The organism is Burkholderia sp. YHN3-13 (assembly GCF_055810675.1).
This window is the reverse complement of record NZ_JBVVNQ010000004.1, coordinates 221,761-245,426: the sequence shown is the minus strand read 5'-3', so window position 1 is coordinate 245,426 and position 23,666 is coordinate 221,761. Positions and strand designations below refer to the sequence as shown.

The following is a 23,666-nucleotide window of genomic DNA, read 5'->3' as shown; positions in this document are numbered from 1 at the left end:
TCCTTAAACTTCGCGGGCGACGGCTTGCGTGAGCTTCGCCGGCAGCTTGAATTCGACTTTTTCCTCACGGCCCGCCATCGTCGCGACATCGACGGGCCCCAGCGCGCGCAGCGCGCCGATTACATCCTCGACCATCTCTTCGGGCGCCGACGCGCCGGCCGTCAGGCCGACCGTCTGCACACCCGCGAACCATTCGGCCTTCACTTCCGAGCCGTCGGCGACGAGATAGCTCGGCACACCGCTTTCGGTGCCGATCTCGCGCAGGCGGTTCGAGTTCGAGCTGTTCGTCGCACCGACGACGAGCAGCACGTCAACCTGTTCGCTCAGCTCGCGCACGGCGGCCTGGCGATTTTGCGTGGCGTAGCAGATGTCGCGCGTGTCCGGGCCGACGATGTCGGTGAACCGGCGCTGCAGCGCCTCGATGATGCCGCGCGTATCGTCGACCGACAGCGTGGTCTGCGTGATGTACGCAACCGGCGTGTCGACGGGCAGCGTCAGCGTATCGACTTCGGCTTCGCTCTGCACGAGGATCACCTCGGCCGGAATCTGGCCGATCGTGCCCTCGACCTCCGGATGGCCCGCGTGGCCGATCAGGATCAGCCGGCGGCCCGCCGCGACGTACTGGCGGCCCTGCACGTGCACCTTCGTGACGAGCGGGCAGGTCGCGTCGAGCACGTCGAGCCCGCGCGTTTCCGCGTCGCGCTCGACCGTCTGGGCGACACCGTGCGCGCTGAAGATCGCGACAGCGCCGTGCGGCACCTCGTCGAGTTCCTCAACGAATCGTGCCCCTTTATTACGCAGATTTTCTACGACGTGCCGGTTATGCACGATTTCATGACGCACATAAACCGGCGCACCGTGCTGTTGCAGCGCGCGATCGACGATTTCGATCGCACGGACAACCCCCGCACAAAAGCCGCGGGGCTGGGCAAGGATGACTCGCATAGGTGAGCGAACTCCGACGACAGACGCCGGGGTTCGAGGAGCTGGCACTCGCTCGCTCGCCCCGGCTTGATGTTATGAAGGCAGGAACGAACCGGCCGGCCAGGCCCCGGAACCCCGAATTAATCGCGCATTTTAACCCTATCGCGCCGTCCGTGCTTTGGTGCTGTATCGGCGCTGTTGCAATTGCGGGAGAGCCGCGTCGGCGCTGGCGCGCGCGGAACCCGGTAAACTGCGCGGTTTCGCGGGCGGCCGCTCCGGCTGCCCGGCGTCGCGCTCATTTCAAGGCCATTCGATGACCGTCGATTCTCACGCATATTGCCCGTCCGCCCGTGCGGTGTCGGGTGTTTTGATCCTGACCCCCATTGATATCGGGCATGCCGGCGCCCGGCAGGAGGCGTGCCGATGATGCTGGCGATCGCTTTCCTGGTGTCCGGCCTGTCGCTCGTGATCTGGATCGTGCTGCTCGTCGCGCGCGGCGGCTTCTGGCGCGCGGTGCCCGCGCGGCCGCTGCCGCCCGAGGCGCGGGGCGCCGAGGCCGAGGCCGGCTGGCCGGCCGTCGTCGCGGTCGTGCCGGCGCGCAACGAAGCCGACGTGATTGCTCGCGCGGCGACTTCGCTGCTCGAGCAGGACTATCCGGGCGACTTTCATCTGATCATTGTCGACGACCACAGCGACGACGGCACCGCCGACGCGGCGCGCGCGGCGGCGCTCGCGATCAACCGCGCCGACCGGCTGACCGTGCTGGCCGCGAAGCCGCTGCCGGCCGGCTGGTCGGGTAAGGTGTGGGCACAGTCGCAGGGGATCGCCGCGGTGCAGACGCTCGGCCTGCCAGCCGACTACCTGCTGCTGACGGATGCCGACATCGGCCATCCGCCCGACGCCGTCGCGCAACTGGTCACGCGCGCACAGGCCGAGCAGCGCGATCTCGTGTCGCTGATGGTGCGGCTGCGCTGCGATTCGTTCTGGGAAAAGGCGCTGATTCCGGCGTTCGTGTTCTTCTTCGCGAAGCTGTACCCGTTCTCGTGGATCAACAACCCGCGCAACCGGACGGCCGGCGCCGCCGGCGGCTGCATGCTCGTGAAGCGCACGGCGCTGGAGGAAGCGGGCGGCATCGAGTCGATCCGCGGCGCGTTGATCGACGATTGCAGCCTCGCCGCGCAGATCAAGCACCGCGGCAGCGGCCGCCATCCGATCCGTCTCGACCTGGCCGATCGCAGCGTGTCGCTGCGCCCGTACGACAGCTGGCGCGACATCTGGAACATGATCGCGCGCACCGCGTTCACACAGCTGCACTATTCGCCGCCGCTGCTGGCCGGCACGCTGCTCGGGATGACGATCATCTATCTCGTGCCGCCCGCCGCGGCGCTCGCGTACGGCGCGCGGGCGTGGCCGGCCTGGCTCGCGTGGGCGTCGATGTGCGCCGCGTATGCGCCGATGCTGCGCTACTACCGGCGCTCGCCGCTGTGGGCGCCCGCGCTGCCGCTCGTCGCGCTGTTCTACGTGGGCGCGACGTTCGCGTCCGCGTGGCGCTACTGGCGCGGCAAGGGCGGCCAGTGGAAGGCGCGCGTGCAGGCGCCGGTGGAGCGCTGAGGATCGGCCGGGAGGCGCGCCTCCCGGCAGCCGGAAAACGAACAGCCCGATCGGTGAACCGGTCGGGCTGTTGCGTTTTGGGGCGGGCGGCGGCTTACCGCTGCGTCAGCATCATGTACATCTGGACCACGACGTCCGGCGAGAACGTGAACGGCACCCAGCCGTAGCCCGTGTGGCGGGCGACCAGCAGGCGGTCGCCATTCGACTGCTTCTGCACCGCCATCATCGGGTTCTTCGTCGTCACGAAACGCCAGCCGGCCGGGATCCCGGCCGGCGGCTCGGGCTGCATCGACGCGCGCGCATGCGCGAGTTCCTCGATCAGCTGGCCCAGTTGCTCCGGATGCAGCGTGATCGACTGGCCGTTGATGGTCAGCGTCAGTTCGTTCTGGGACGGGCGCGCGACGTGCAGCGTCGCCTTGTCGGCCGGTGCGGCGGCCGTGTCGGTTTCAGCGGCGGATGCGGCTTGGGCCGCCGGGACGATCGCGGTGTCGGCCGCCGTCGCGCCGGCAACGTCGGCCGTTTCGGCCTCGGCCGGTGCCACTGCGCTCACGATCGGTTCCGCCGGCGTCGGTTCGACGACCTCGGCCGCCACGGCCGGGGCGGCCACCGCGTTCGTCGCGGCTTCCTTGACGACGGCCTCGACCAGCGCCTCCGCGTCGGCGATGGCCTTCGCGTGGTGCTGCGCGGCCGCTTCGGCTTGCGCGATCGCTTCGGTATGGCGCTGCGTGACGGCCTCGGCCGCGGCGGTCGCGTCGGCATGACGCTGCGCGGCCGCTTCGGCCTGCGCGATCGCTTCGGTGTGGCGCTGCGTGACGGCTTCGGCCTCGGCGGCCGCATCGGCATGACGCTGCGCGGTGGCTTCGGCTTCGGCGATCGCCTGCGTGTGACGTTGCGCGAGCGCTTCGGCTTCGGCGATCGCGGCCGTGTGGCGCCGTGCAGCCGCTTCGGCTTCGGCAGTCGCTTGCGCGTGACGTTTCGCGGCGGCCTCGGCTTCGGTGATCGCGGCCGCGTGGCGCTGCGCGGCCGCCTCGGCTTCGGTTGCCGCGGCGTGATGGCGTTGCGCGGCGGCCTCGGCTTCGGCGATCGCGGCCGCGTGGCGCTGCGATGCGGCTTCGGCATCCGCGTGGCGCTGCGCGAGCGCTTCGGTCAGCGCGGTGGCTTCCGCATGGCGCTGCACGGCCGCTTCGGCCTGCGCGGCGGCATCGGTATGACGTTGGGCGGCGGCTTCGGCGGCAGCGGTTGCGTTGGCGTGGCGCTGCTGCGCGGCTTCGGCGTCGGCGGCAGCGGCCGTGTGGCGCTGCGCGGCGGCCTGCGCTTCGGTTTCCGCGGCGGCGTGACGCTCGGCCGCGGCCCGGGCTTCCGCCGCGGCGGCGCGCGCGAAGGCTTCCGCGCTGCGGGCCGCCTGCTGCGCGGCGTGGTGATCGTGGAGGAGCTGATCGACGCCCGTGGCGAGCGAAGCGATCTGATCGTTCAGGTTCATGCGTGTCTTCTCTGCGTAAGACCCGCGATTTTAACCGCTGCGCGGATGTCGGTCCGCGCGGGTCGTGTAACAATGTGCGCAAGGCGGCGCGCCGCGCGCCGCTTTGTGTTACTTCAGGTAGCCCGCCGAGCCGAACCAGTCGAGCGCGTCGCGCAGCCCTTCGCGGTACGGACGCGCACGGTAGCCGAGCTCGCGCTCGGCCTTCGCGGACGTGAAATACATCTTGTTCTTCGACATCCGCAGCCCGTCCACGGTGACGAACGGCTCCTTCTTCGTGAACTTCGCGACCGCTTCGGCGCCGACCGCGAGCGGGTACAGCGGCCAGCGCGGCAGCGCGATCGTCGGCGCCTTGCGTCCCGTCATCTGCGCGATGTCGGCGAGCATCTGCTGCAGCGGCAGATTCTCGCCGCCGAGGATGTAGCGCTCGCCGATCCGGCCGCGCTCGAGCGCGAGGAAGTGGCCGTGCGCGACGTCGTCGACGTGCACCAGGTTCAGCCCCGTATCGACGAACGCGGGAATCTTGCCGAGCGCGGCCTCGACGATGATGCGGCCGGTCGGCGTCGGCTTCACGTCGCGCGGGCCGATCGGTGTCGACGGGTTGACGATCACGGCCGGCAGCCCTTCGTCGGCGATCATCCGCTCGACCGCGCGCTCCGCGCGCACCTTGCTGCGCTTGTACACGCCGATCGCCTGCTCGGCCGTGAGCGGCCGGTTCTCGTCGGACGGATCGCCGGCGCTCGTCACCTTCAGCGTCGCGACGCTGCTCGTGTAGACGATCCGCTCGACGCCCTCCGCGCGGGCCGCGCGCATCGTCGCGACCGCCCCCTCGAGGTTCGCGCGTTCGATTTCGTCGGGATCGGGCGCCCACAGCCGGTAGTCGGCCGCGACGTGCAGCAGGTAGCGCACGCCGCGCAGCGCGACGCGCATCGACGCCTCGTCGCGCATGTCGCCGGTGACGATCTCGGCATCGAGATCCGCGACGTTCGTGCGCGGGCTGGTCGGGCGCACGAGCACGCGCACCGCATAGCCTTTCTGCTGCGCGATGCGCGCGACGGCCGAGCCGACGAAGCCGGACGCGCCGGTGACGAGAACGAGATCGCGGGAGGTATCAGTCATGCGTTTCCTTCAGGGCCGCGCGCGGGCGGCGCGGCGGTTGAGCATCGGCGAGATTGTACGTGGTCGGCGCACGCGGCGACGCCTGGCCGGCGCGTGTGCGAAGCGGCCGGCGCGACTACAATGCCGGGCTTGAATGCAACGGGAGGGCGACGCGATGAGCCGCAATGAACTGGACGAACGGATCGAAACCTACTACGTGCGGGTGCGCGGCGTCGTGCAGGGCGTCGGCTTCCGTCATGCGACGGTGCGCGAGGCGCATGCGCTGAAACTGCGCGGCTGGGTCGCGAATCTCGAGGACGGCAGCGTCGAGGCGATGATCCAGGGCCCCGGCGCGCAGATCGACCGGATGCTCGCGTGGCTGCGTCATGGGCCGCCGGCCGCGCGCGTCACCGAAGTGACGTTCGAGGAGCGCCGGACCGAGCGGCGCTTCGAGCGTTTCCAGCAGCAGTAAGCGGCGCGGAACGACCATGACGGGGTATCCGGAAGCCGGTCGCGGCCTCATGTTGTCGGTGACGGCGTCGACGCTGTTCGCGCTGATGTCGGTTTACGCAAAACTGCTCGCGCCGCTCACGGGGCTCGACATCTTCGCGTGGCGCGTCCTGTGGACCGCGCCGGGCGCGCTCGCGCTGATCGCGCTGCGCGGCCGCTGGCCGGCGCTCGTCGGTCTCGTGCACCGCACCGCGCGCGACTGGCGCCTGCTGCTCGCGCTGCCGGCGAGCGCGGCGCTGCTCGGCGTGCAGCTGTGGCTGTTCCTGTGGGCGCCGCTGCACGGCCGCATGCTCGAGGTGTCGCTCGGCTATTTCCTGCTGCCGCTGACGATGGTGATCGTCGGCCGCTTCTACTATCACGAGCGGCTCGACCCGCTGCAATGGGCGGCGGTCGCGTGCGCCGCGCTCGGCGTCGCGCACGAAGTGTGGGCGACACGCGCGTTCGCGTGGCCGACGCTCGTCGTCGCGCTCGGTTATCCGCCGTATTTCGTGCTGCGCCGACGGATCAACGCCGATTCGCTGGCCGCGTTCGCGGTCGAGATCGTGCTGCTGTGCCCGATCGCGTTCGTGATGGTCGCGACGAGCGCGACGCGGGTCGACGGCCATCCGGCGCTGTGGGCCGCGCTGCTGCCGGGGCTCGGCGTGCTCAGCACGCTCGCGCTCGCCAGCTACCTGAAGGCGAGCCGGATGCTGCCGATGGCGCTGTTCGGGATCCTCGGCTACGTCGAACCCGTGCTGCTCGTCGCGGTGTCGCTGCTGCTGCTCGGCGAGACGCTGAGCGTCGCGAAGCTCGCCACCTACGGGCCGATCTGGGCCGCCGTCGCGCTCACCGCATGGCACAGCGCGATGCTGATGCGGCGCCTGCCCGCACGCGGATGAGCGCCGGTCGCGATGGCGCGGCCGCGCGGAACGTGCATCGCACCGCGCTTCCCGCCGCGATCGAACGGCGGCGATCCGGTGGCCGAACGAGGCGATGCAGACCGCAAGCTGGCGTCGCGCTGACGTGAATCTGGCGACGCCGACCGCCGCGCTCCGTCAGGCTCGCGCGTGTAATCGAACAGAAGATTCGGTTGCACTTTGTTACTTAGGGTCTTCCCCGATCGGCCATTAGACTGACCTGACCGACTACCCTTCGTATGCAGCTTTTCGATGAACGGTCATCTCCGTGCCGGGCCAGCCGGGTTGGTGCGATGCGGGCATACGCGTATCGCCGCTGACCGCGCTCGCCAGCTTCTTCCCGATCCCTTCCCCGGTGCCCGTCGCACCGCCGTCGTGCCGGTGCGCTCATGTCGTTGAGCCCGTCGCCGTCCGTCACGGTCCTGCCGCCGCGCGGCGGCCGCCTGATCGAAATCGACTTCTTCCGCGGGCTCGTGCTGTTGATGATCGTCGTCGATCACATCGGCGCGAGCGTGCTGTCGCGCGTGACGCTGCATGCGTTCGCGCTGTGCGATGCAGCCGAGGTGTTCGTGTTTCTCGGCGGTTTCGCGACCGCGAGCGCGTACGGGGCGATCGCCGAGCGGCACGGCGCGCGCGCCGCGCAGCAGCGGTTCGTGCGGCGTGCGATGCAGATCTACCGCGCGTTTCTCGCGACGTCGACGCTGATGCTGGTCGTGTCGGCCGTGCTCGACCATTACGGAATCGATGCCCCGAACCTCGCGCTCGACGACGTCAGCGTGATGCTCGCGTCGCCGCTCACGGGCGCCGCCGAGTTGCTGACGTTCCAGCGCCAGCCATATCTGGCGTCGGTGCTGCCGATGTACGTGCTGTTCGCGCTCGCGTCGCCGGTGATCGTGCCGTTCGCGCGTCGCCATCCGTGGCTGCTCGTTGCGTTCAGCGTCGTGTCGTGGGGCGCGGCGGGCTGGCTCGGCCCCGAGCTGCTGGATACCGACGGCTTCCGCTGGAGCTTCAACCCGTTCGCGTGGCAGCTGATGTTCGTCGCCGGCGTGCTGGCGCGCTGCCAGCCGTTCTACCGGCGCATCGCGCTGGGGCGCTGGGGCGCGGCGGCGACCGGGCTCGCATGCGCGGTCGTGCTCGGTTGCGCGAGCTACAAGCTGTTCTCGGGCTTGCCGTTGCCGGAAGGCGTGTTCAAGCGCGACCTGGCGCTGCCGCGCGTCGTGAGCTTCGCGGCCGTCGCATGGCTGATGGCCGATTGCGTGCGCTTCGGCTGGATCGCGCGGATCGCGCAGGGCGTGCGACCTGTCGTGGCGGTCGGCCAGCGCGGGCTGATCTGCTTCGTGGCGGGCGCGGCGATCTCGCTCGTCCTCGATTCGCTGCTGCATCCGGTCGTGGGCGGCGCCGACCTGCGGCATGTCGGCGTGGGCCTCGTGGCCGACGCGTGCGCGCTCGGGCTGATGATGGCCGTGGCCGGTTCGGGGACGTGGATCGCGCGGTGGCGCGGCGCGGCTGCGTGAGCGGCGCGGAAGGCGGCGCGTGCCGGCCGAGGCGTCAGTGAGGTGAGCCGATACGGGAGCGGGGCACGGCGATTGCGTCGTCGGATTCGGCGTCGTCGCGTTCGTCCGGTGCCGGATCGTCGCGCTCGGCGAGCACCGCGTCGGCTTCGGCTGCGGCCCGGGCGGCGCGTATCGCGGTGCAGCGCTGCGCGTGCCGGATGTCCGACAGTATCCTCAAGAGCCGAGTCGTCTTGTTTTTCATGATCTTCTCCCGCCAGTGCGCATCGCGACGGAGCGGATGCGCCGTTGCAACCAGTGTAGGACGTGCTGGCCGCGCTGGCGGGAGAATATGGCGTGCGGGCCGCACGCCGAGGGATAGTACTTACTGGGCCGGGGCGACGCCCTGCGCCTGCAGCGCTTCCTCGCGGCGCTCTTCCGCACAGCGCTGGTGCTGGCGCGACAGGCGGTTCATCAGCGGCAGCAGCAGCAGCGCGAGCACCATGCCGATCGCGGCGAGCCAGCCGAGCTTCTCGAACAGCGACAGGTAGAGCGGCAGCGATTCGGTGGCCGGCAGTTCGTGCGACGGCATCTGCGCGAAGTTCGCGACGACGCTGCCCAGATACTGCGACACGCCCGTCGCGACGAAATACGCACCCATCATGAAGCCGCTCATGCGCGCCGGCACGTAGCGGGCGATCATCGCGAGGCCGAGGCCGCTCACCAGCAGTTCGCCGAGCGAGTACAGGCCGTAACCCCACACCATGAACCACGACGACACGCGGCCGTCCACGGCATAGCGGCCGCTGATCGTGAACACCAGGTAGCCCGCGGCCACCGCGCCGAAGCCGAGCGCGTACTTCGCGGCGACCGGCAGGTCGCGGCCGCCCTTCGCGACGGCGTTGTAGACCCACACGAGCAGCGGGCTCAGCAGCATGATCCAGATCGGGTTCAGCGCCTGGAACTGCGCGGCGCTCCACGTGAACAGCGTCGTGCCGAACACGATGAAGCGCGGATCGACGTTGCGCAGCGCGAACAGCGTCAGCGACGTCGACATCTGCACGTAGAAGATGAAGAACAGGATCACCTGGCCGATCAGCACGAGCGCCGCGATCAGGCCCGCGCGCTCCGAGCGCTCCGACTTCGCGATCATGTACGCGAAGATCGCGAGGATCGCGAACGCGGCCGTCCATACGCTGGCCACGGCGAGCTGCTTGTGCTGCAGCACGTACAGCGTGACCAGCGCGAGCGCGACGCCGCCGGCCGCGACCGCGCCGAGGCGCTTCCAGCGGATCGGTTCGTCGTCCGGCTGCGAGCCGACGTGCGCGAGCGTGCGATGCATCAGCATGAAGTTGAGGATCGCGAGCAGCATGCCGCCGCAGCAGACCGCGAACGCGGTGTGCCAGCCCCAGTGATCCTTGATCCACGGCGTCGCGAGCATCGACACCGTCGAGCCGATGTTGACCGCCATGTAGTAGATCGTGAACGCGCTGTCGATGCGCGCGTCGTCGCCTTCGTAGATGCGGCGCACGAGGTTCGCCGCGTTGGCCTTGAACAGGCCGTTGCCGACGACGATCACGCCGAGCGACGCGTACATGTACGTCAGCTGGTCGTTCGGCACCGACAGCATCAGGTAGCCGGCACACAGCACGGACGCGCCGACGATCATCGTGCGGCGGGCGCCGAGCACCTTGTCGCCGATCCAGCCGCCGATCGACGGCGCGGCATAGACGAGTGCGGTGAACGCACCCCAGGTCAGGTTCGCATGGCTGTCGGTGAAACCGAGCCGGTCGACCATGAAGAGGACCAGGAGCGCGGCCATGCCGTAGTAGCCGAAGCGCTCCCACATTTCGATGAGGAAGACCGTCGTGAACGATCGGGTTTGTGAAACAGGTGAATGCATCATCAATCTCGGTTGAAACGGACGGCACGGATCACGCGTCGTCTTGGGGTCGAACTGGCGCCGGAGCACTGAGGCCGGGTAGGCTTGCGTCGGCGATGGAGCAGTCGGGCGGTTAGCCCGGGCCGGGGTCGGACTCCGCCCGACAAGGCGGTGCGCGGCCCCGACCGGCGCGCGAATGGTAACGTTTGCCGGTCCGGTGCGTCGGGTCCGTGCCACTTAGGGAAACTCCCGATATGGCAGCAGCTTTCAGGAACATTCGTCTCATCATGTATTTGTAAGCTTGACGCCCGTTCTCCGCAAATTCCCGGAGAGCCGCTTGCAGCTTGCCTGTGAAGCCCGCGAGTCTGGCAAGATAGCGCGTCGTTTCGTTCGCTTCGGGCCCTGTTTAGTGCACCGGGCTCAACGCCGAAGGCGTGTACGAACCCGAAGATTAAGCTATCTCCAATTAACTTAGTTACTTTCCATCAAACATTTTTTGACGACCACTTTTCGGCCTGCTATGGTTCCCCCCACTGAAAACTCGCGATCGGCAGACGCTGTCGCACTGGGCAGCAAGATTCGCGCGTTGCGCCAACGTCTGAAGCGCACGCTCGACGACACCGCTTCCGCCGCGGGGATTTCGAAACCGTTTCTGTCTCAAGTCGAGCGCGGGCTCGCGTCGCCGTCACTGACGTCGCTGGCCGGTATTGCCCACGCGCTCGGTGTGACGGTGCAGTACTTCGTGGATACGCCGAGCGAGGAACGCTCGGTCTGCCGAGGCGATCAGTTGCGCTTCTTCGGGTTTGCCGATTCGGCGAACCTGTTCGCGCGGCTGACGAACGTGTCCGAAGGGCGCCAGCTGGAGGCGATCCTCGTGAGGATGCCGCCGGGGCAGAAGCGGTCGGAGGTGACGACACATGCAGGAGAGGAGTTCCTGTATGTGATTGAAGGGGAAGTGTCGCTGACGCTGGAAGGCAAGACGTTCGTCCTGCAGGCCGGCGACAGCTCGCACTATCAGTCGACGGTGCCGCATAGCTGGGTCAACACCGCGAAAATCGAGTCGGTGGTGGTCTGGGTCGGTACACCGAGGCTGTTCTAACGCACAGGTATTCCTTCGTTTCCAAGACGGAATGCCTGTCGAAAGAAACGTAAGGAATACTAAAATGCTACACGAGAATCACGGGCCTCCTCAATCGCTGCGCCCGTCAGCGTCTCACGCGTAATCCGCGGCATCCGCCGCGCGACGCGCACCGAACCAACCTTCTCAAGACTGCCACGATGAAATCCTTGCATGCCATGTCGGCCGTGCTGGCCGCGCTCGCCCTGACGACGCCTGTTGCCCACGCCGTTACCGTCCCGTCGAACGTCGCGCTCGCTCCTCAACAGGACCTGACGCGGCAGGTGCCCGCCGAAGTCGAGTCGCTCGATCCCGCGCACATCGAGTCGTGGACCGGCAACACGATCGGCCTCGACCTGTTCGAAGGGCTGGCCCGCATCGATGCAGCCGGCCAGGTCGTGCCGGGTGTCGCGCTGTCGTGGGAACGCAAGACGCCGACGACGTGGATCTTCAAGCTTCGCCATGACGCGAAGTGGAGCAACGGCCAGCCGGTGACGGCCGCCGATTTCGTCTATTCGTGGCAGCGCCTCGTCGATCCGAAGACGGGTTCGAAGTACACGATCCTCGTCGAGTTCGTGAAGAACTCGAAGGACATCATCGCGGGCAAGGCCGCGCCGTCGACACTCGGCGTGCGCGCCGTCGATCCGTATACGCTGGAAGTGACGACCGACGTGCCCGTCGCGTTCTTCCCCGAACTGACCGCGATGGTGCCGCTCGCGCCGGTGAACAAGGACACGGTGACGAAGCTCGGCGACGCATGGACGCGCCCGGGCAACATCGTCAGCAACGGCGCATACCAGCTCGTCGACTGGCAGCCGAACAACCGCATCGTGATCTCGAAGGATGCGAAGTACTGGAACGCGCCGAAGGTCGTGATCAACAAGGTCACGTACCTGCCGATCGAGAGCGACGAGACGGCGATGCGCATGTACCAGGCCGGCCAGATCGACTACAGCTACTCGATCCCGTCGGGGATTTTCCAGCAGGTCAGCAAGCAGTTCGGCGGCGAACTGCGCCAGGGCCTGCAGCTCGCGACCTACTACTACTACCTGAACAACAGCGATCCGGTGCTGAAGGACAAGCGCGTGCGCCAGGCGCTGTCGATGGTGCTCGATCGCGACGTGCTGACGCAGAGGCTCACGCAGGCCGGCGAGAAGCCGATGTACGGCCTGATGCCGAACGGCACGAAGGGCGTGCAGCCGTTCACGCCGGACTGGGCGTCGTGGCCGATGGCCAAGCGCGTCGAGACCGCGAAGAACCTGCTGAAGCAGGCCGGCTATTCGGACGCGAAGCCGCTGTCGTTCACGCTGACGTACAACACCAACGACCTGCACAAGAAGGTCGCGCTGTTCGCCGCGTCGGAATGGCGCACCAAGCTCGGCATCAACACGAAGCTCGAGAACGTCGAGTTCAAGGTGCTGATGAAGGAGCGTCACGACGGCAAGGTGCAGATCGCGCGTGACGGCTGGTTCGCCGACTACAACGACGCGATGACGTTCTTCGACCTGCTGCGCTGCGGCAGCGCGCAGAACACCGTCGGCTACTGCAACAAGCAGGCCGACGCGCTCGTCGACGAAGGCAACCAGAAGCTCGACGACAAGGCGCGCGCCGCGCTGCTCACGCAGGCGCACGACCTCGCGCTGAACGACACGCCGATGGTGCCGCTGTTCCAGTACTCGGCCGATCGTCTCGTGAAGCCCTACGTGGGCGGTTATTCGCTGAAGAACGTGATCGACATGCGTGCTTCGCAGGACATGTACCTGATCAAGCACTGAGCGGAGCGATCATGCTGGCCTACGCATTGAGGCGCACGTTGTGGGCGGTGCCGACGATCCTCGCGGTCGTCACCGTCTGCTACCTGCTGCTGCACTTCACGCCCGGCGGTCCGTTCGATACGGAAAAGCAGTTGTCCGCCGCGACGCTCGCGAACCTGAACGCGAAGTATCACCTCGACCAGCCGCTGTGGAAGCAGTACCTGATGTACCTCGATTCGCTGCTGCACGGCGATCTCGGTCCGTCGTTCCGCTACGTCGACTGGTCGGTGAACGACCTCGTGAGGAAGGCGCTGCCCGTGAGCCTCGGCGTGGGCGGCGTGTCGATCCCGATCTCGATCGGGCTGGGCGTGCTGCTCGGCACCGTCGCGGCGGTGCGCCGCGACAGCTTCATCGACCGCATCGTGATGCTGATCGGCAACGTCGGCAACGTCGTGCCGCCGTTCGTGCTCGGCCCCGTGCTCGTGTGGATCTTCGCGATCCTGCTGAAGACGTCGGCCGGCAACGGCTGGCTGCCGGCCGGCGGCTGGGGCGACGGCGGCTGGCAGTACCGGCTGCTGCCGATCGTGCTGCTGACCTTCATCAACATGTCGCTGCTCGCGCGCGTGATGCGCGGCTCGATGATCGAGACGCTGTCGAGCAACTACATCCGTACCGCGCGTGCCAAGGGCCTGCCGGGCTCGACGATCGTGCTGCGCCATGCGCTCAAGCCCGCGCTGATGCCGGTCGTGTCGCTGTTCGGCACGGTCTGCATCTCGTCGATCACGGCGGCCGTCGTCACGGAATCGGTGTTCGCGCTGCCGGGCCTCGGTCAGCTCGTCGTGAACGGCGCCATCAACCGCGACTACACGCTGGTGCTCGGCCTCGTCGTCCTGACCACCGTCTGCGCGGTGCTGTTCAACCTGCTGGTCGACCTCGCGTATGCGTGGCTCGATCCGCGCATCCGTTATTGAGCGAGGCACCGCGATGACTCCGACTACTCCCGTCGTCGGTCTGCCCGTGCAGACCGATTCGCCGCCGCGTTCGCGCTCGCCGCTCGCGCTCGCGATGGCGCGTTTCCTTCACAACCGCGCAGCCGTGTTCAGCCTCGTGCTGCTCGCGCTGATCACGCTCGCCTGCTTCGTCGGCCCGTGGCTGCTCGCGGCCGATCCCGCCGCGAGCGACTGGGGCGCGATCAGCCTGCCGCCGACCTGGGCGAACCAGCACTGGTTCGGCACCGACGAGCTCGGCCGCGACCTGCTGGTGCGCACGCTGATCGGCGGCCGCGTGTCGATCGAGGTCGGCGTGCTCGGCACGCTCGTGTCGGGCCTGTTCGGCGTCGCGTGGGGCGCGACCGCGGGCTTCGCGGGCGGCCGCGTCGACTCCGTCATGATGCGCGTCGTCGACATGATGTACGCGATCCCGTACCTGCTGATCGCGATCCTGATGATGACCCTGTTCGGCCGCTCGTTCATGCTGGTCGTGCTGACCATCAGCGCGTTCTCGTGGATCGACATGGCGCGCGTCGTGCGCGGCCAGACGCTGTCGCTGCGCAACCGCGAGTTCGTCGACGCGGCGCGCGCGATCGGCGTGACGCCGGCCACGATCGTGCGGCGCCACGTCGTGCCGAACCTGCTCGGCGTGGTCGTCGTGTACGCGACGGTCTCGGTGCCGGGCATCGTGCTGACCGAATCGGTGCTGTCGTTCCTCGGCCTCGGCGTGCAGGAACCGATGACGAGCTGGGGCGTGCTGATCCAGGACGGCGCGCAGAAACTGGAATCGATGCCGTGGCTGCTGCTCGCCCCGGCCGTCATGCTGTGCGTGACGCTTTATTGCGTGAATTTCGTCGGCGATGGCCTGCGGGATGCGCTTGACCCGAAGGATCGTTGAGATGGCCGCATTGCTCGAAGTAGACAATCTCGGCGTGCGCTTCACGCGCAAGGATGCCCCGCCGATCGACGCCGTCAGCGGCGTGTCGTTCTCGCTCGAAGCCGGCAAGACGCTCGGCATCGTCGGCGAATCGGGCTCGGGCAAGAGTCAGACCGTGATGGCGCTGCTCGGCCTGCTGGCCGGCAACGGCACGACGACCGGCGTCGCGCGCTACCGCGGCGACAACCTGCTCGACATGGACACGCGCGCGCTGAACGCGGTGCGCGGCGACCGGATCGCGATGATCTTCCAGGATCCGATGACGTCGCTCAATCCGTTCCTGACGATCGAGCGGCAGATGACCGAGACGCTGCAGCTGCACCGCAAGCTGTCGCGCAAGGAAGCCACGAAGCGCGCGATCGAGGCGCTCGAATCGGTGCGCATTCCCGACGCGGCGCGACGCATCCGCATGTATCCGCACGAGTTCTCGGGCGGCATGCGGCAGCGCGTGATGATCGCGATGGCGCTGCTGTCCGAGCCGGAAATCCTGATCGCCGACGAGCCGACCACCGCGCTCGACGTGACCGTGCAGGCACAGATCATCGACCTGCTGCGCGAGCTGAACCGCGAACGCGGCACCGCGATCGTGCTGATCACGCACGACATGGGCGTGGTCGCCGGCCTCGCCGACGACGTGATGGTCATGTACTCGGGCCGCACCGTCGAATACGCGCCGGCCGAATCGATCTTCGCGGCGCCGTCGCATCCGTACACGATCGGCCTGCTCAATGCGCTGCCGCGCCTGACCGACGCGGACGATGCGCCGCTCGTCGCGATTCCCGGCAATCCGCCGATGCCCGGCACCGCGCCGGCCGGCTGCGCGTTCGCGAAGCGCTGCACGTATGCGGAAGAGCGCTGCGGCGCGGCGCGCCCCGCGCTCGAAACCTATGGCGCCGCGGGCGCGGTGCGCGCATGCCACCGCCCGGTGGCCGATCTGACGGGAGGTCTGCGATGAGCGTCAATGAACGCCGCGATGCCGGCGCGACGGACGACACGCTGCTGTCCGTCGACAATCTGAAGGTGCATTTCCGCGTGCCGCTCGGCGGCTATCCGTGGTCGCCGAAGGGCACGCTGCGCGCGGTCGACGGCGTGTCGTTCGACGTGAAGCGCGGCGAGACGGTCGGGCTCGTCGGCGAATCGGGCTGCGGGAAGTCGACGCTTGCGCGTGCGCTGATCGGCCTCGTGCCGATGACGGCCGGTACGGTGAAGTGGCGCGGCGAAGCCGTCACGCCCGATCACCTGCGCGGCTCCACGATGCGGCGCGAAGTGCAGATGATCTTCCAGGATCCGCTCGCGTCGCTCGATCCGCGCATGACGATCGAACAGGTCGTCGCCGAGCCGCTCGTCACGCACCAGGCCGGCCTCGGCCGTGCCGAGGTGCGCCGCCGCGTGGTCACGATGCTCGAACGCGTCGGCCTGAACGCGCATCACCTGCTGCGTTATCCGCATGAATTCTCCGGCGGGCAATGCCAGCGCGTCGGCATCGCGCGCGCGCTGATCGGCGCGCCGAAGCTCGTGATCTGCGACGAGCCCGTGTCGGCGCTCGACGTGTCGATCCAGGCGCAGATCGTGAACCTGCTGCGCGACCTGCAACGCGAACTGTCGTTGTCCTATCTGTTCGTTGCACACGATCTCGCCGTGGTGAAGGCGATCAGCCAGCGTGTGCTCGTGATGTATCTCGGCCGCGTGATGGAGTTCGGCACTCGGCATGACGTGTACGGCGTGCCGCAGCACCCGTACACGAAGGCGCTGCTCGATGCGGCGCCGACGCCGGAGCCGGCGCGCGAGCGTGCTCGCCGTCCGATGCTGCTGGCGGGCGAGATGCCCTCGCCGCTCAACCCGCCGTCCGGCTGCGCGTTCCGCACGCGCTGCCCGGTCGCGATCGACGCATGCGCGCGGGACGTGCCGCTGCCGGAAGTTCGGCAGGGGTCGGCGGCGCGTGTCGCGTGCATCCGCGCGGGCGTGGCGTGAAGTGAAGTAACTCGGCAAATAAAACCAGGCAGGTCAACAGGGGCAGTGGCGGCGCGAATGATCTTCGCGTCGCGGGTACAGGCGCGTCCTTAACCGGGCGTGCCGGGGGGCCGGGAGCGGATCGCGACCGGCGTGGACGGATATCAACACAAGACGAGAATGACGATGAAAAAACAGAAGACGATCGGGACGGCATCGAAGATGCTGCTTGCATGGGGACTGCCGGCACTCGCAGGCGTCTCGCTGACGGGCGTTGCGCACGCCGACGACGCGGCGCCCGCGCCGCTGACGGTCGCGCAGGCCGCACCGGCCGCCGGTACGGCCGCGACCGTTGCGCAGGCATCGACCCCGAACGCCATCATCAACGCCGAAGCGAACCAGGCCGTCACGCCGCCGGACGAGCCGTCGGCGCAGTCGAAGTCGAATGGCTTCATTGCCGACAGCCATCTCGACTTCCTGTTCCGCAACTATTCGGACGTGCTCGACAGCAAGGGCGGACCGCATCGCCACGCGTGGGTCCAGGGCGCGATGGCGAACTTCGAGTCGGGCTACACGACGGGCCTGATCGGCATCGGCTTCGACGCATCGCTGTATGCGGCGCTGAAGCTCGACGGCGGCCAGGGCGCCGGCAGCATGGTGCACATCGCGAAGGGCGGCGGCGGCGGCAACCAGCTGGCGTGGGCGTACCCCGGCATCTACGACATCAAGGCGCGGATCTCGAACACGGTGGTCAAGTACGGTCTGCAGGCCGTCGACAACCCGTTCATGGAGCAGCACGACAACCGTGCGCTGCCGCCGACGTTCCTCGGTGCGACGATCGTCAGCAATGAATTCAAGAACGTGATGCTCGAGGCCGGTAGCTTCACGAAGACCGACGCGCGCGGTCACACGACGCTCACGAACCTGACGACGCAGTACGGTGGCACGCGCATCAATCGCCTGTCGTATGTCGGCGGCACGTGGGACTACTCGCCGAACGGCGAAGTCGCGCTGTATGCGAACCAGGCCGACGACGTGTGGCACCAGTACTACGCGTCGGTGAAGCACAGCATCGGCAGCCCGCAGACGATCAAGTGGACCGGCTTCGGCAACGTCTACTCGACGCACGACACGGGCGATGCGCTGCAGGGCAAGATCGACAACAACGCATACAGCCTGTCGGTGGCGGCGCAGCACGGCCCGCACGAGCTGCTGCTCGGCTTCCAGCAGGTGCTCGGCGACCAGTTCTTCGACTACCTGAACGAAACGAACGGCATCTTCCTGACCAACTCGATGGACGTCGACTACAACGCGCCGCACGAAAAGTCGCTGCAGCTGCGTTACACGTTCTACGGCAAGGAAGCGGGCCTGCCGGGCTTCAAGGCGATGGTCTGGGGCGTGACGGGCTGGGGTGCGGACGGCAGCGCGGGCGCGGCCAACGACCCGAGCAAGTCGAGCATCTACTGGAGCAACGGCGCGCCGGTGCAGGGCCGTCACCACGAGTTCGGCTTCATCCCGTCGTACACGTTCCAGAGCGGCAAGCTGAAGAACACGAAGGTCACGTTCATCGCGATGTGGCACAACGGTTCGGCACACTACTCGGACGCGACGAACAGGGAGTACCGCCTGGTCGTGAACCTGCCGCTGCACGCGTTCTGATCGACGGGGGCATCGCGCCCCCCGCATCGCGCGGCCGGCCTGCGGGCAGTGTGCTCAGGCCGGCTTGTGCAGCCCCGCGACCGGATCGTTCGCCGCGGGCATCTCTTCCGCGAGCGACGTGAGCTGGCGGCCCGTGTCGCGCCATGCGTCGAGGCCGCCGCGCAGCGCAAGCGCATCGGTGAAGCCCGCGTCGAGCAGGCGCTTCGCCATCAGCGCGGCCGTCACTTCGTTCGGGCACGAGCAGTACACGACGAACTTCTGCGAGAACGGATAGCGCGCGACGATGTCGGCGATCTGCCGCTCGTCGGCGAACTGGGCGCCGGGAATCGAGAACGGGTCGAGCTTGCGGTGCTCGGGCGAGCGCACGTCGAGCACCACCGGCGCGGTGTCGTCGCGCAGCAGGGTGTCGAGTTCGTCGACGCCGATCCGCGCATGGGCGAGCTGGCGGATCAGCGCGCGGCGGCGCATCCAGCGCACGGCCGCATAGATTGCCAGCAGCGCGACGATGACCAGCAGCACCGCGCGGCCGAGACGGCTCGCGCCGGCGAACAGCCAGTCGATCTGCCGGTAGAACACGATGCCGGCCGCCAGCCCGACGATCGTCCACAGTGCGGCGCCGAGCGCGTCGTAACCGGCGAACGTGCGATAGCGCGTGCCGAGCGCACCGGCCATCGGCACCGACACGAGCGACAGCCCGGGAATGAAGCGGGCGACCGCGAGCACGCGCACGCCGTAACGGCCGAAGAAGCGTTCGGTCTTTCTCACGCAGGTATCGCGCGACAGCGACAGCCGGCAGATCGTCTTCAGCGTCGTGCCGCCGTAACGGCGCCCCGCGACGTACCACACGGTGTCGCCGATCAGCGCACCGAGCACCGACACCGCCACCACCGTCACGAGCTGCGAGCCGATCATGTCCGGGTGCATCCCGGCCATCGCACCGAACAGCACGAGCGTCGGCATCGCGGGCACCGGCAGGCCGATGGCTGCCGCGAGCACGTTGGCGAACACGAGAAGCGGCCCGTACTGGGCGACGAGGTCACGGAGCATGACGGCTGGCCGAAAAGGAAAGGCGTGGGCAGGAAACGCAGATGGGCCGATTATCGGCCTTTTTCAAGACAACGGCGGGAATGACGGAAAGCGCCTGACGACGGCAGGGGGATGTCGGTGAGCCGGCGCGCTGCGCGTGGCTCACCGACCGGAATCAGGAGAGGGTGCGCGCGAGCGAGGCGGCGCCATGGTTTTCGCCGGGCAGCTCGGCGCCGTGCGAGCGGATCGCCGCGATCAGTTCGGCCGGCGTGATCTCGTAGCGGACCTCGCGGTGGATGCCGGGCTTGCGTTCGTCGATCTCGATCAGCAGCACGCTTTTGCCGTCGCCCGTTGCTTCCAGCCGGAGCGAGCGCAGTTCGCGGCCGTCGGCCGGATCGTGTTCGGTGAGCAGGGTCATTGCCCCGGATGAGCCGGTAGTGCGCATCGAACCTATCCTCGTATCGTGTCGTGGATGCCGTGACGGCAAAGATGTCTTTGTTGACTACAGCTTGACGCAGTTTAACGCGAACGGGCCGCAAGACGGAGCATTTTCGTGCGGTGAAATGAGGGCTACACCACCCATCCTTCTGATGTTTGAGCCATGCGGGGCGGGCGTTTCAGCCGGATCGGCCGCCGCCGCGGCCGGCGCGCGACCGGTGTTCGCGGCCGCGCCGGCGCGGGCGGCGATACGCGGTGCGATGCGTGTCGCCGCGGTGCCGTCAGAAGCGGTCGGCGAGACCCATCGCAGGGTCGCTGACCGAGTGGCGGCCGGTTTCGACGCGGCCGGCCACGCGGCGCGAGAAGCTCGCGTCGCTGTCGGCCGTGACGATGAAGTCGTACCAATGGCCGGTCGAGTCGAGCGCCCAGTGCAGCTCGGCCTGGTCGCCGGCGCGTACCGCGACGGTCCATGTGGTACCGGTGCCGTGGCCGTGGCCGTGGTCGTCGTCTCCGCCGCGGCCGGACAGCGGCCCGTAGACCTGGTTCGACTTCACCGTGAAGCGCACCGTGCCGCCACCGTGGTTGCGCAGCCGCAGGTGCAGGTTGCCGCTCGCGCCCGCGTAGCCGACGCGCACTTCCGGATGCGGTGCGCGGGCGCCCGCCAGACGGCTCAGGTCGCCGGTGAAGCGGCGGTGATAGCCGTTCGGCCCGAGTACCCACAGGTCATATTTACCGCCATCGTCGGCGCGCGCGGCCCAGTCGCCGTGCAGCGTCTTGCCCGGCTCGACGACGTAGCGCTGCGGCAGGCGGTCGAGGTGGAGCTTGTCGTAGACGTGAAACACGGCGGCGGCGCGGCCCGTGTTCGCGAACTTCAGTGTGACCGTGCCGGCGCCGGCATCGGTGCGCGCGCTCGCATGCAGTTCGTACGGCAGCGCGCGCGACGGGCGCACGCCGGTGGCCTGCGCGGGCAGCACGGGCGCGGCGGGCGGCACGATCTTCGGGGCGGCCTGCTGCGCGGCGCTCAGCGCGTCGACCCGGCTTTTCGTCGTACGGCCCGCGAGCGTCGGCAGCGGTTCGTCGTTCGGCGTGCGGAAGTTGAACGCGCTCGTCAGATCGCCGCACACCGCGCGGCGGTACGCGCTGACTTGCGGCTCGGCGACGCCGAAGCGCTGCTCGAGGAAGCGCAGCGTCGACGTATGGTCGAACACCTGCGAGTTGACCCAGCCGCCGCGGCTCCACGGCGACACGACCCACATCGGCACGCGCGGGCCCGGGCCGTACGGACGGCCGTCGGTGGCCGGCTGGCTCGACGTGGCCGGCGTGAAGTCGTGGTATTCGACGGCGATGTCGGCGTCGCGCAGCGTATGGCCGCCCGCGAGCGTGCCGTCGGGGCGGCGCGACGGCACGGCCGGCGACGGCATGTGGTCGAAGAAGCCGTCGTTCTCGTCGTAGTTGACCAGCAGCACCGTCTTGCTCCACACCTCCGGGTTCGCCGTCAGCGCGTCGAGCACGGCCTGCACGTACCAGCCGCCCTGCGCCGGGCTCGACGGCCCCGGGTGTTCGCTGTACACGGACGGCGGGATGATCCACGACACTTCCGGCAACGTGCCGTTGCGAATGTCGTCGCGCAACGTTTCGAGAAAGCCGTACGGCATCGTGTTGCCGAAACCTTTCGCGAGCGGGCTCAGCGGATCGTCGATCGCCGGGTCGTAGAACGCGCCGGCAGCCGTCACCGGTTGCGTGATGTCCGTCGACGCCACGTACGCGGGCCGGCGCGCGGCCGGCATCTGCTCGATCGCCGCGCGCCAGTGGCGGAAGCTCATCATCTCGTTGCAGCCGAAGTTGTCGATCAGGCTCTGATAGACCTTCCAGCGCACGCCGGCCTGCTGCAGCCGGTCGGCATAGGTCGTCCAGGTCCAGCCCTGGCTCGACGGGCCGATGTCGTTGCCGCCGTTGAACTGGTTGTTCAGCGCGGCGATCTTCACGCGGCTGCCGTCGGCCGGGCTGATGCCGTTCGGGCCGTTGGTGCCGCTCCAGTAGAACAGGCGGTTCGCGATCGTGCCCGTATGCATTCCGCAGTGATAGTGGTCGCACAGCGTGAACGCATCGGCGAGCGCGCGCTGGAACGGTACTTCCGCGGCGTCGTAATAGCCCATCGACAGCGGCGTCTTCGCGTCGGGCCAGCGGTTCATCCGGCCGTGATCCCAGGCGGCCTGCGCATCGGCCCACGTGTGCGGCGTGCCGCCCGCCCGCTGCGCGTTGCCCTGGCTCGCGTCGAGGTGATACGGCGTCACGGTCGCGGCGGGCGTCGCCTTCGTGTACGACTGGTAGAACACGTCGCGGCCGTTCGGCGACGGCACCGCGAAGCGGTCGCCGTAGCCGCGCACGCCCTTGAACGTGCCGAAGTAGCTGTCGAACGCGCGGTTCTCCATCATCAGCAGCACGACGTGCTTGACGTCCTTGATGGTCCCCGTTTCATGAAACGCGGGAATGGCGAGCGCGCGGCGGATGCTCGGCGGAAACGCGGACAGCGCGGCGGCGGCGAGGCCGGAAGCGGCGGTCTGTTGAAGGAATGTGCGGCGTGACGTCATGGCGTTCGGATCCTGTGAGGGTGGGAGCGTTCGTGACTTCTTCTGGCGGTGCCCGTGCGTCGTCCCGCAAGGGACGATCCGCGATGCGTGTGCGTTCGGTGCGCCGGCCGCCTGCGGCTCAGGTGCGCGCATCGCGTTCGGCAGACGGTGTCGCACCGAGGCGGCGGCCGTCGTCGCGATCCCGCGCACCGCGCGCTCGTGATGCGCGGGGCAGGGTGTCGGCACACGCCGGCCCGGTGCATGCCGGGCTGGGCGGCGCCCAGTCTAGGGAGGCGACATGACGTCGACGTGATGAAGGCGTGACATCGCGTGTCGCGTTGATGACGTTGCGTGCACAACGATTGGTGCCGGCGCGATGCGTGATCGAAAAAGGTCAGGAATTACCGGTCGCCGCATGCGCGACCGGGCGGATTTTTCCGATTTCCGGGCGAGTCGCGGGATCACGTTCGTTGCGGATGCAACCCGGCGTGAGGCGACGTGACCCCCATGTTTCAAATGCATGAAATCGGATAAGCTCGACACGTTGCTGCGCATACGCGCAGTCCGCGCCTTCAGCGCGCCTTTCCGGAACCGGCCCACCCATGACCGACATCACGATCCGGCACAGCGAGACGCACGACGTCGACGCAATCCGGCAAATCGCCGCGCATCCCGCGGTGTACACGAACACGTTGCAATACCCGTTTCCGTCGCTCGAAAAATGGCAGAAGCGGATCGAGAACGTGCACGAGCGCGGCGTGAGCCTCGTGGCCGAAATCGACGGCACGGTGGTCGGCCATCTCGGCCTGCACTTCGAGCCGAATCCGCGCCGGCGCCATGCAGCGGGGCTCGGCATGATGGTCGACGCGGCCCGTCACGGGCACGGCATCGGCGGCCGCCTGCTCGCGGCGGCGATCGACCTCGCGGAAAACTGGCTGAACATCACGCGTCTCGAGCTGACCGTGTTCACCGACAACCGCGCGGCGATCTCGCTCTACGAGAAGCACGGTTTCCGGATCGAAGGCGAATCGCCGGGCTACGCGTTGCGCGACGGCGTGCACGCGCCCGTGTACCACATGGCGCGGCTCAAGGCGCGGCAGTGATGCGCCTGCTGACACGCATGTGACCGCGCGCGCGGCCACGATCCCGCGTGTCATATTCATTCGAGAATTCGTTCGTTTTCCACTGGCTTCACGCGTCGTATCGTCGAACGATTTGCCGGTCGCTTCGGCCGGCGTTCGCTGTTCCGATTCGATGCATGCGCGGCGTTGCACGCCGGCCGGCTTCATCGTCACGGCTTCCCGGCCCTCGTTTCGTGCGCCGCCCTTTCTCGCAACC

Annotated in this window: 20 protein-coding genes; 12 read left to right on the top strand and 8 right to left on the bottom strand. The window is 68.2% G+C overall.

Going from position 1 to position 23,666, the window contains the following annotated elements; all coding sequences use genetic code 11:
• Positions 1–3: 3 nt before the first annotated feature.
• The gene (ispH, locus tag AC0KUR_RS12530; RefSeq protein WP_034187635.1) at positions 4–945 is read right to left on the bottom strand and encodes a 4-hydroxy-3-methylbut-2-enyl diphosphate reductase; all 942 of its coding nucleotides are present in this window, start codon (positions 943–945) and stop codon (positions 4–6) included.
• Positions 946–1,347: 402 nt separating this feature from the next.
• Between ispH and AC0KUR_RS12525 the strand changes: the two genes are divergently transcribed.
• Positions 1,348–2,535 (top strand): glycosyltransferase, encoded by a 1,188-nt coding sequence (locus AC0KUR_RS12525; RefSeq protein ID WP_473375966.1) that lies wholly within the window; start codon positions 1,348–1,350, stop codon positions 2,533–2,535.
• Between the two features lie 94 nt (positions 2,536–2,629).
• Here AC0KUR_RS12525 and AC0KUR_RS12520 read toward each other — a convergent pair whose 3' ends face one another.
• Together AC0KUR_RS12520 and hpnA are read right to left on the bottom strand one after the other, a co-directional pair.
• Positions 2,630–4,015 carry a phage tail protein gene (locus AC0KUR_RS12520; protein WP_473375965.1) on the bottom strand — a complete coding sequence of 462 codons (1,386 nt, stop codon included), beginning with the start codon at positions 4,013–4,015 and terminating at the stop codon, positions 2,630–2,632.
• 108 nt (positions 4,016–4,123) lie between these two features.
• The gene (gene hpnA / locus AC0KUR_RS12515; RefSeq protein WP_473375964.1) at positions 4,124–5,131 is read right to left on the bottom strand and encodes a hopanoid-associated sugar epimerase; all 1,008 of its coding nucleotides are present in this window, start codon (positions 5,129–5,131) and stop codon (positions 4,124–4,126) included.
• Between the two features lie 154 nt (positions 5,132–5,285).
• Here hpnA and AC0KUR_RS12510 point away from each other — a divergent pair, with 154 nt between their 5' ends.
• The 3 genes from AC0KUR_RS12510 to AC0KUR_RS12500 all read left to right on the top strand — a co-directional run bounded on the left by AC0KUR_RS12510 (position 5,286) and on the right by AC0KUR_RS12500 (position 8,030).
• Positions 5,286–5,582, top strand: a complete 297-nt coding sequence (locus AC0KUR_RS12510; RefSeq protein ID WP_034187849.1) for an acylphosphatase — start codon at positions 5,286–5,288, stop codon at positions 5,580–5,582.
• A 16-nt stretch (positions 5,583–5,598) separates the two neighbouring features.
• Positions 5,599–6,498, top strand: coding sequence for an EamA family transporter RarD (gene rarD / locus AC0KUR_RS12505; protein ID WP_124670742.1), 900 nt, complete (start codon positions 5,599–5,601; stop codon positions 6,496–6,498).
• 407 nt (positions 6,499–6,905) lie between these two features.
• Positions 6,906–8,030, top strand: a complete 1,125-nt coding sequence (locus tag AC0KUR_RS12500; RefSeq protein ID WP_059559149.1) for an OpgC domain-containing protein — start codon at positions 6,906–6,908, stop codon at positions 8,028–8,030.
• A 34-nt stretch (positions 8,031–8,064) separates the two neighbouring features.
• Here the strand turns inward: AC0KUR_RS12500 and AC0KUR_RS12495 are convergent, their stop codons facing one another.
• Both AC0KUR_RS12495 and AC0KUR_RS12490 read right to left on the bottom strand, forming a co-directional pair.
• On the bottom strand, positions 8,065–8,271 hold the full coding sequence (locus AC0KUR_RS12495; protein ID WP_034187641.1) for a hypothetical protein: 207 nt from the start codon (positions 8,269–8,271) through the stop codon (positions 8,065–8,067).
• Between the two features lie 120 nt (positions 8,272–8,391).
• Positions 8,392–9,912, bottom strand: a complete 1,521-nt coding sequence (locus AC0KUR_RS12490) for a peptide MFS transporter (protein ID WP_473375963.1) — start codon at positions 9,910–9,912, stop codon at positions 8,392–8,394.
• Between the two features lie 496 nt (positions 9,913–10,408).
• Here AC0KUR_RS12490 and AC0KUR_RS12485 point away from each other — a divergent pair, with 496 nt between their 5' ends.
• The 7 genes from AC0KUR_RS12485 to AC0KUR_RS12455 all read left to right on the top strand — a co-directional run bounded on the left by AC0KUR_RS12485 (position 10,409) and on the right by AC0KUR_RS12455 (position 18,294).
• Positions 10,409–10,987 (top strand): cupin domain-containing protein, encoded by a 579-nt coding sequence (locus tag AC0KUR_RS12485; protein WP_034187643.1) that lies wholly within the window; start codon positions 10,409–10,411, stop codon positions 10,985–10,987.
• Positions 10,988–11,166: 179 nt separating this feature from the next.
• The gene (locus AC0KUR_RS12480) at positions 11,167–12,780 is read left to right on the top strand and encodes a peptide ABC transporter substrate-binding protein (protein ID WP_034187644.1); all 1,614 of its coding nucleotides are present in this window, start codon (positions 11,167–11,169) and stop codon (positions 12,778–12,780) included.
• 11 nt (positions 12,781–12,791) lie between these two features.
• Positions 12,792–13,730: an ABC transporter permease subunit gene (locus AC0KUR_RS12475; RefSeq protein WP_034187645.1), complete on the top strand. Its 939-nt coding sequence runs from the start codon at positions 12,792–12,794 to the stop codon at positions 13,728–13,730.
• Positions 13,731–13,743: 13 nt separating this feature from the next.
• Entirely contained in the window at positions 13,744–14,646 is a 903-nt protein-coding gene (locus AC0KUR_RS12470) for an ABC transporter permease (protein WP_034187646.1), read from the top strand.
• Position 14,647: 1 nt separating this feature from the next.
• A complete protein-coding gene (locus AC0KUR_RS12465) occupies positions 14,648–15,640 on the top strand; it encodes an ABC transporter ATP-binding protein (protein ID WP_034187647.1) in 993 nt (330 codons plus the stop codon).
• Positions 15,637–16,656 (top strand): ABC transporter ATP-binding protein, encoded by a 1,020-nt coding sequence (locus tag AC0KUR_RS12460; protein ID WP_034187648.1) that lies wholly within the window; start codon positions 15,637–15,639, stop codon positions 16,654–16,656. Before AC0KUR_RS12465 ends, AC0KUR_RS12460 begins: the two co-directional genes overlap by 4 nt.
• A 165-nt stretch (positions 16,657–16,821) precedes the next feature.
• Complete coding sequence (locus AC0KUR_RS12455; protein ID WP_034187850.1) at positions 16,822–18,294, top strand: OprD family outer membrane porin; 1,473 nt, start codon at positions 16,822–16,824, stop codon at positions 18,292–18,294.
• Positions 18,295–18,348: 54 nt separating this feature from the next.
• Here AC0KUR_RS12455 and AC0KUR_RS12450 read toward each other — a convergent pair whose 3' ends face one another.
• The 3 genes from AC0KUR_RS12450 to AC0KUR_RS12440 form a co-directional block, all read right to left on the bottom strand.
• Positions 18,349–19,341: a DedA family protein/thiosulfate sulfurtransferase GlpE gene (locus AC0KUR_RS12450; RefSeq protein ID WP_059559142.1), complete on the bottom strand. Its 993-nt coding sequence runs from the start codon at positions 19,339–19,341 to the stop codon at positions 18,349–18,351.
• A 154-nt stretch (positions 19,342–19,495) separates the two neighbouring features.
• Positions 19,496–19,765: a hypothetical protein gene (locus AC0KUR_RS12445; protein ID WP_034187650.1), complete on the bottom strand. Its 270-nt coding sequence runs from the start codon at positions 19,763–19,765 to the stop codon at positions 19,496–19,498.
• 274 nt (positions 19,766–20,039) lie between these two features.
• Positions 20,040–22,349: a phosphocholine-specific phospholipase C gene (locus AC0KUR_RS12440; protein WP_301741364.1), complete on the bottom strand. Its 2,310-nt coding sequence runs from the start codon at positions 22,347–22,349 to the stop codon at positions 20,040–20,042.
• 581 nt (positions 22,350–22,930) lie between these two features.
• Here AC0KUR_RS12440 and AC0KUR_RS12435 point away from each other — a divergent pair.
• Positions 22,931–23,431, top strand: a complete 501-nt coding sequence (locus tag AC0KUR_RS12435) for a GNAT family N-acetyltransferase (RefSeq protein ID WP_034187652.1) — start codon at positions 22,931–22,933, stop codon at positions 23,429–23,431.
• The last annotated feature ends 235 nt before the right edge of the window (positions 23,432–23,666 follow it).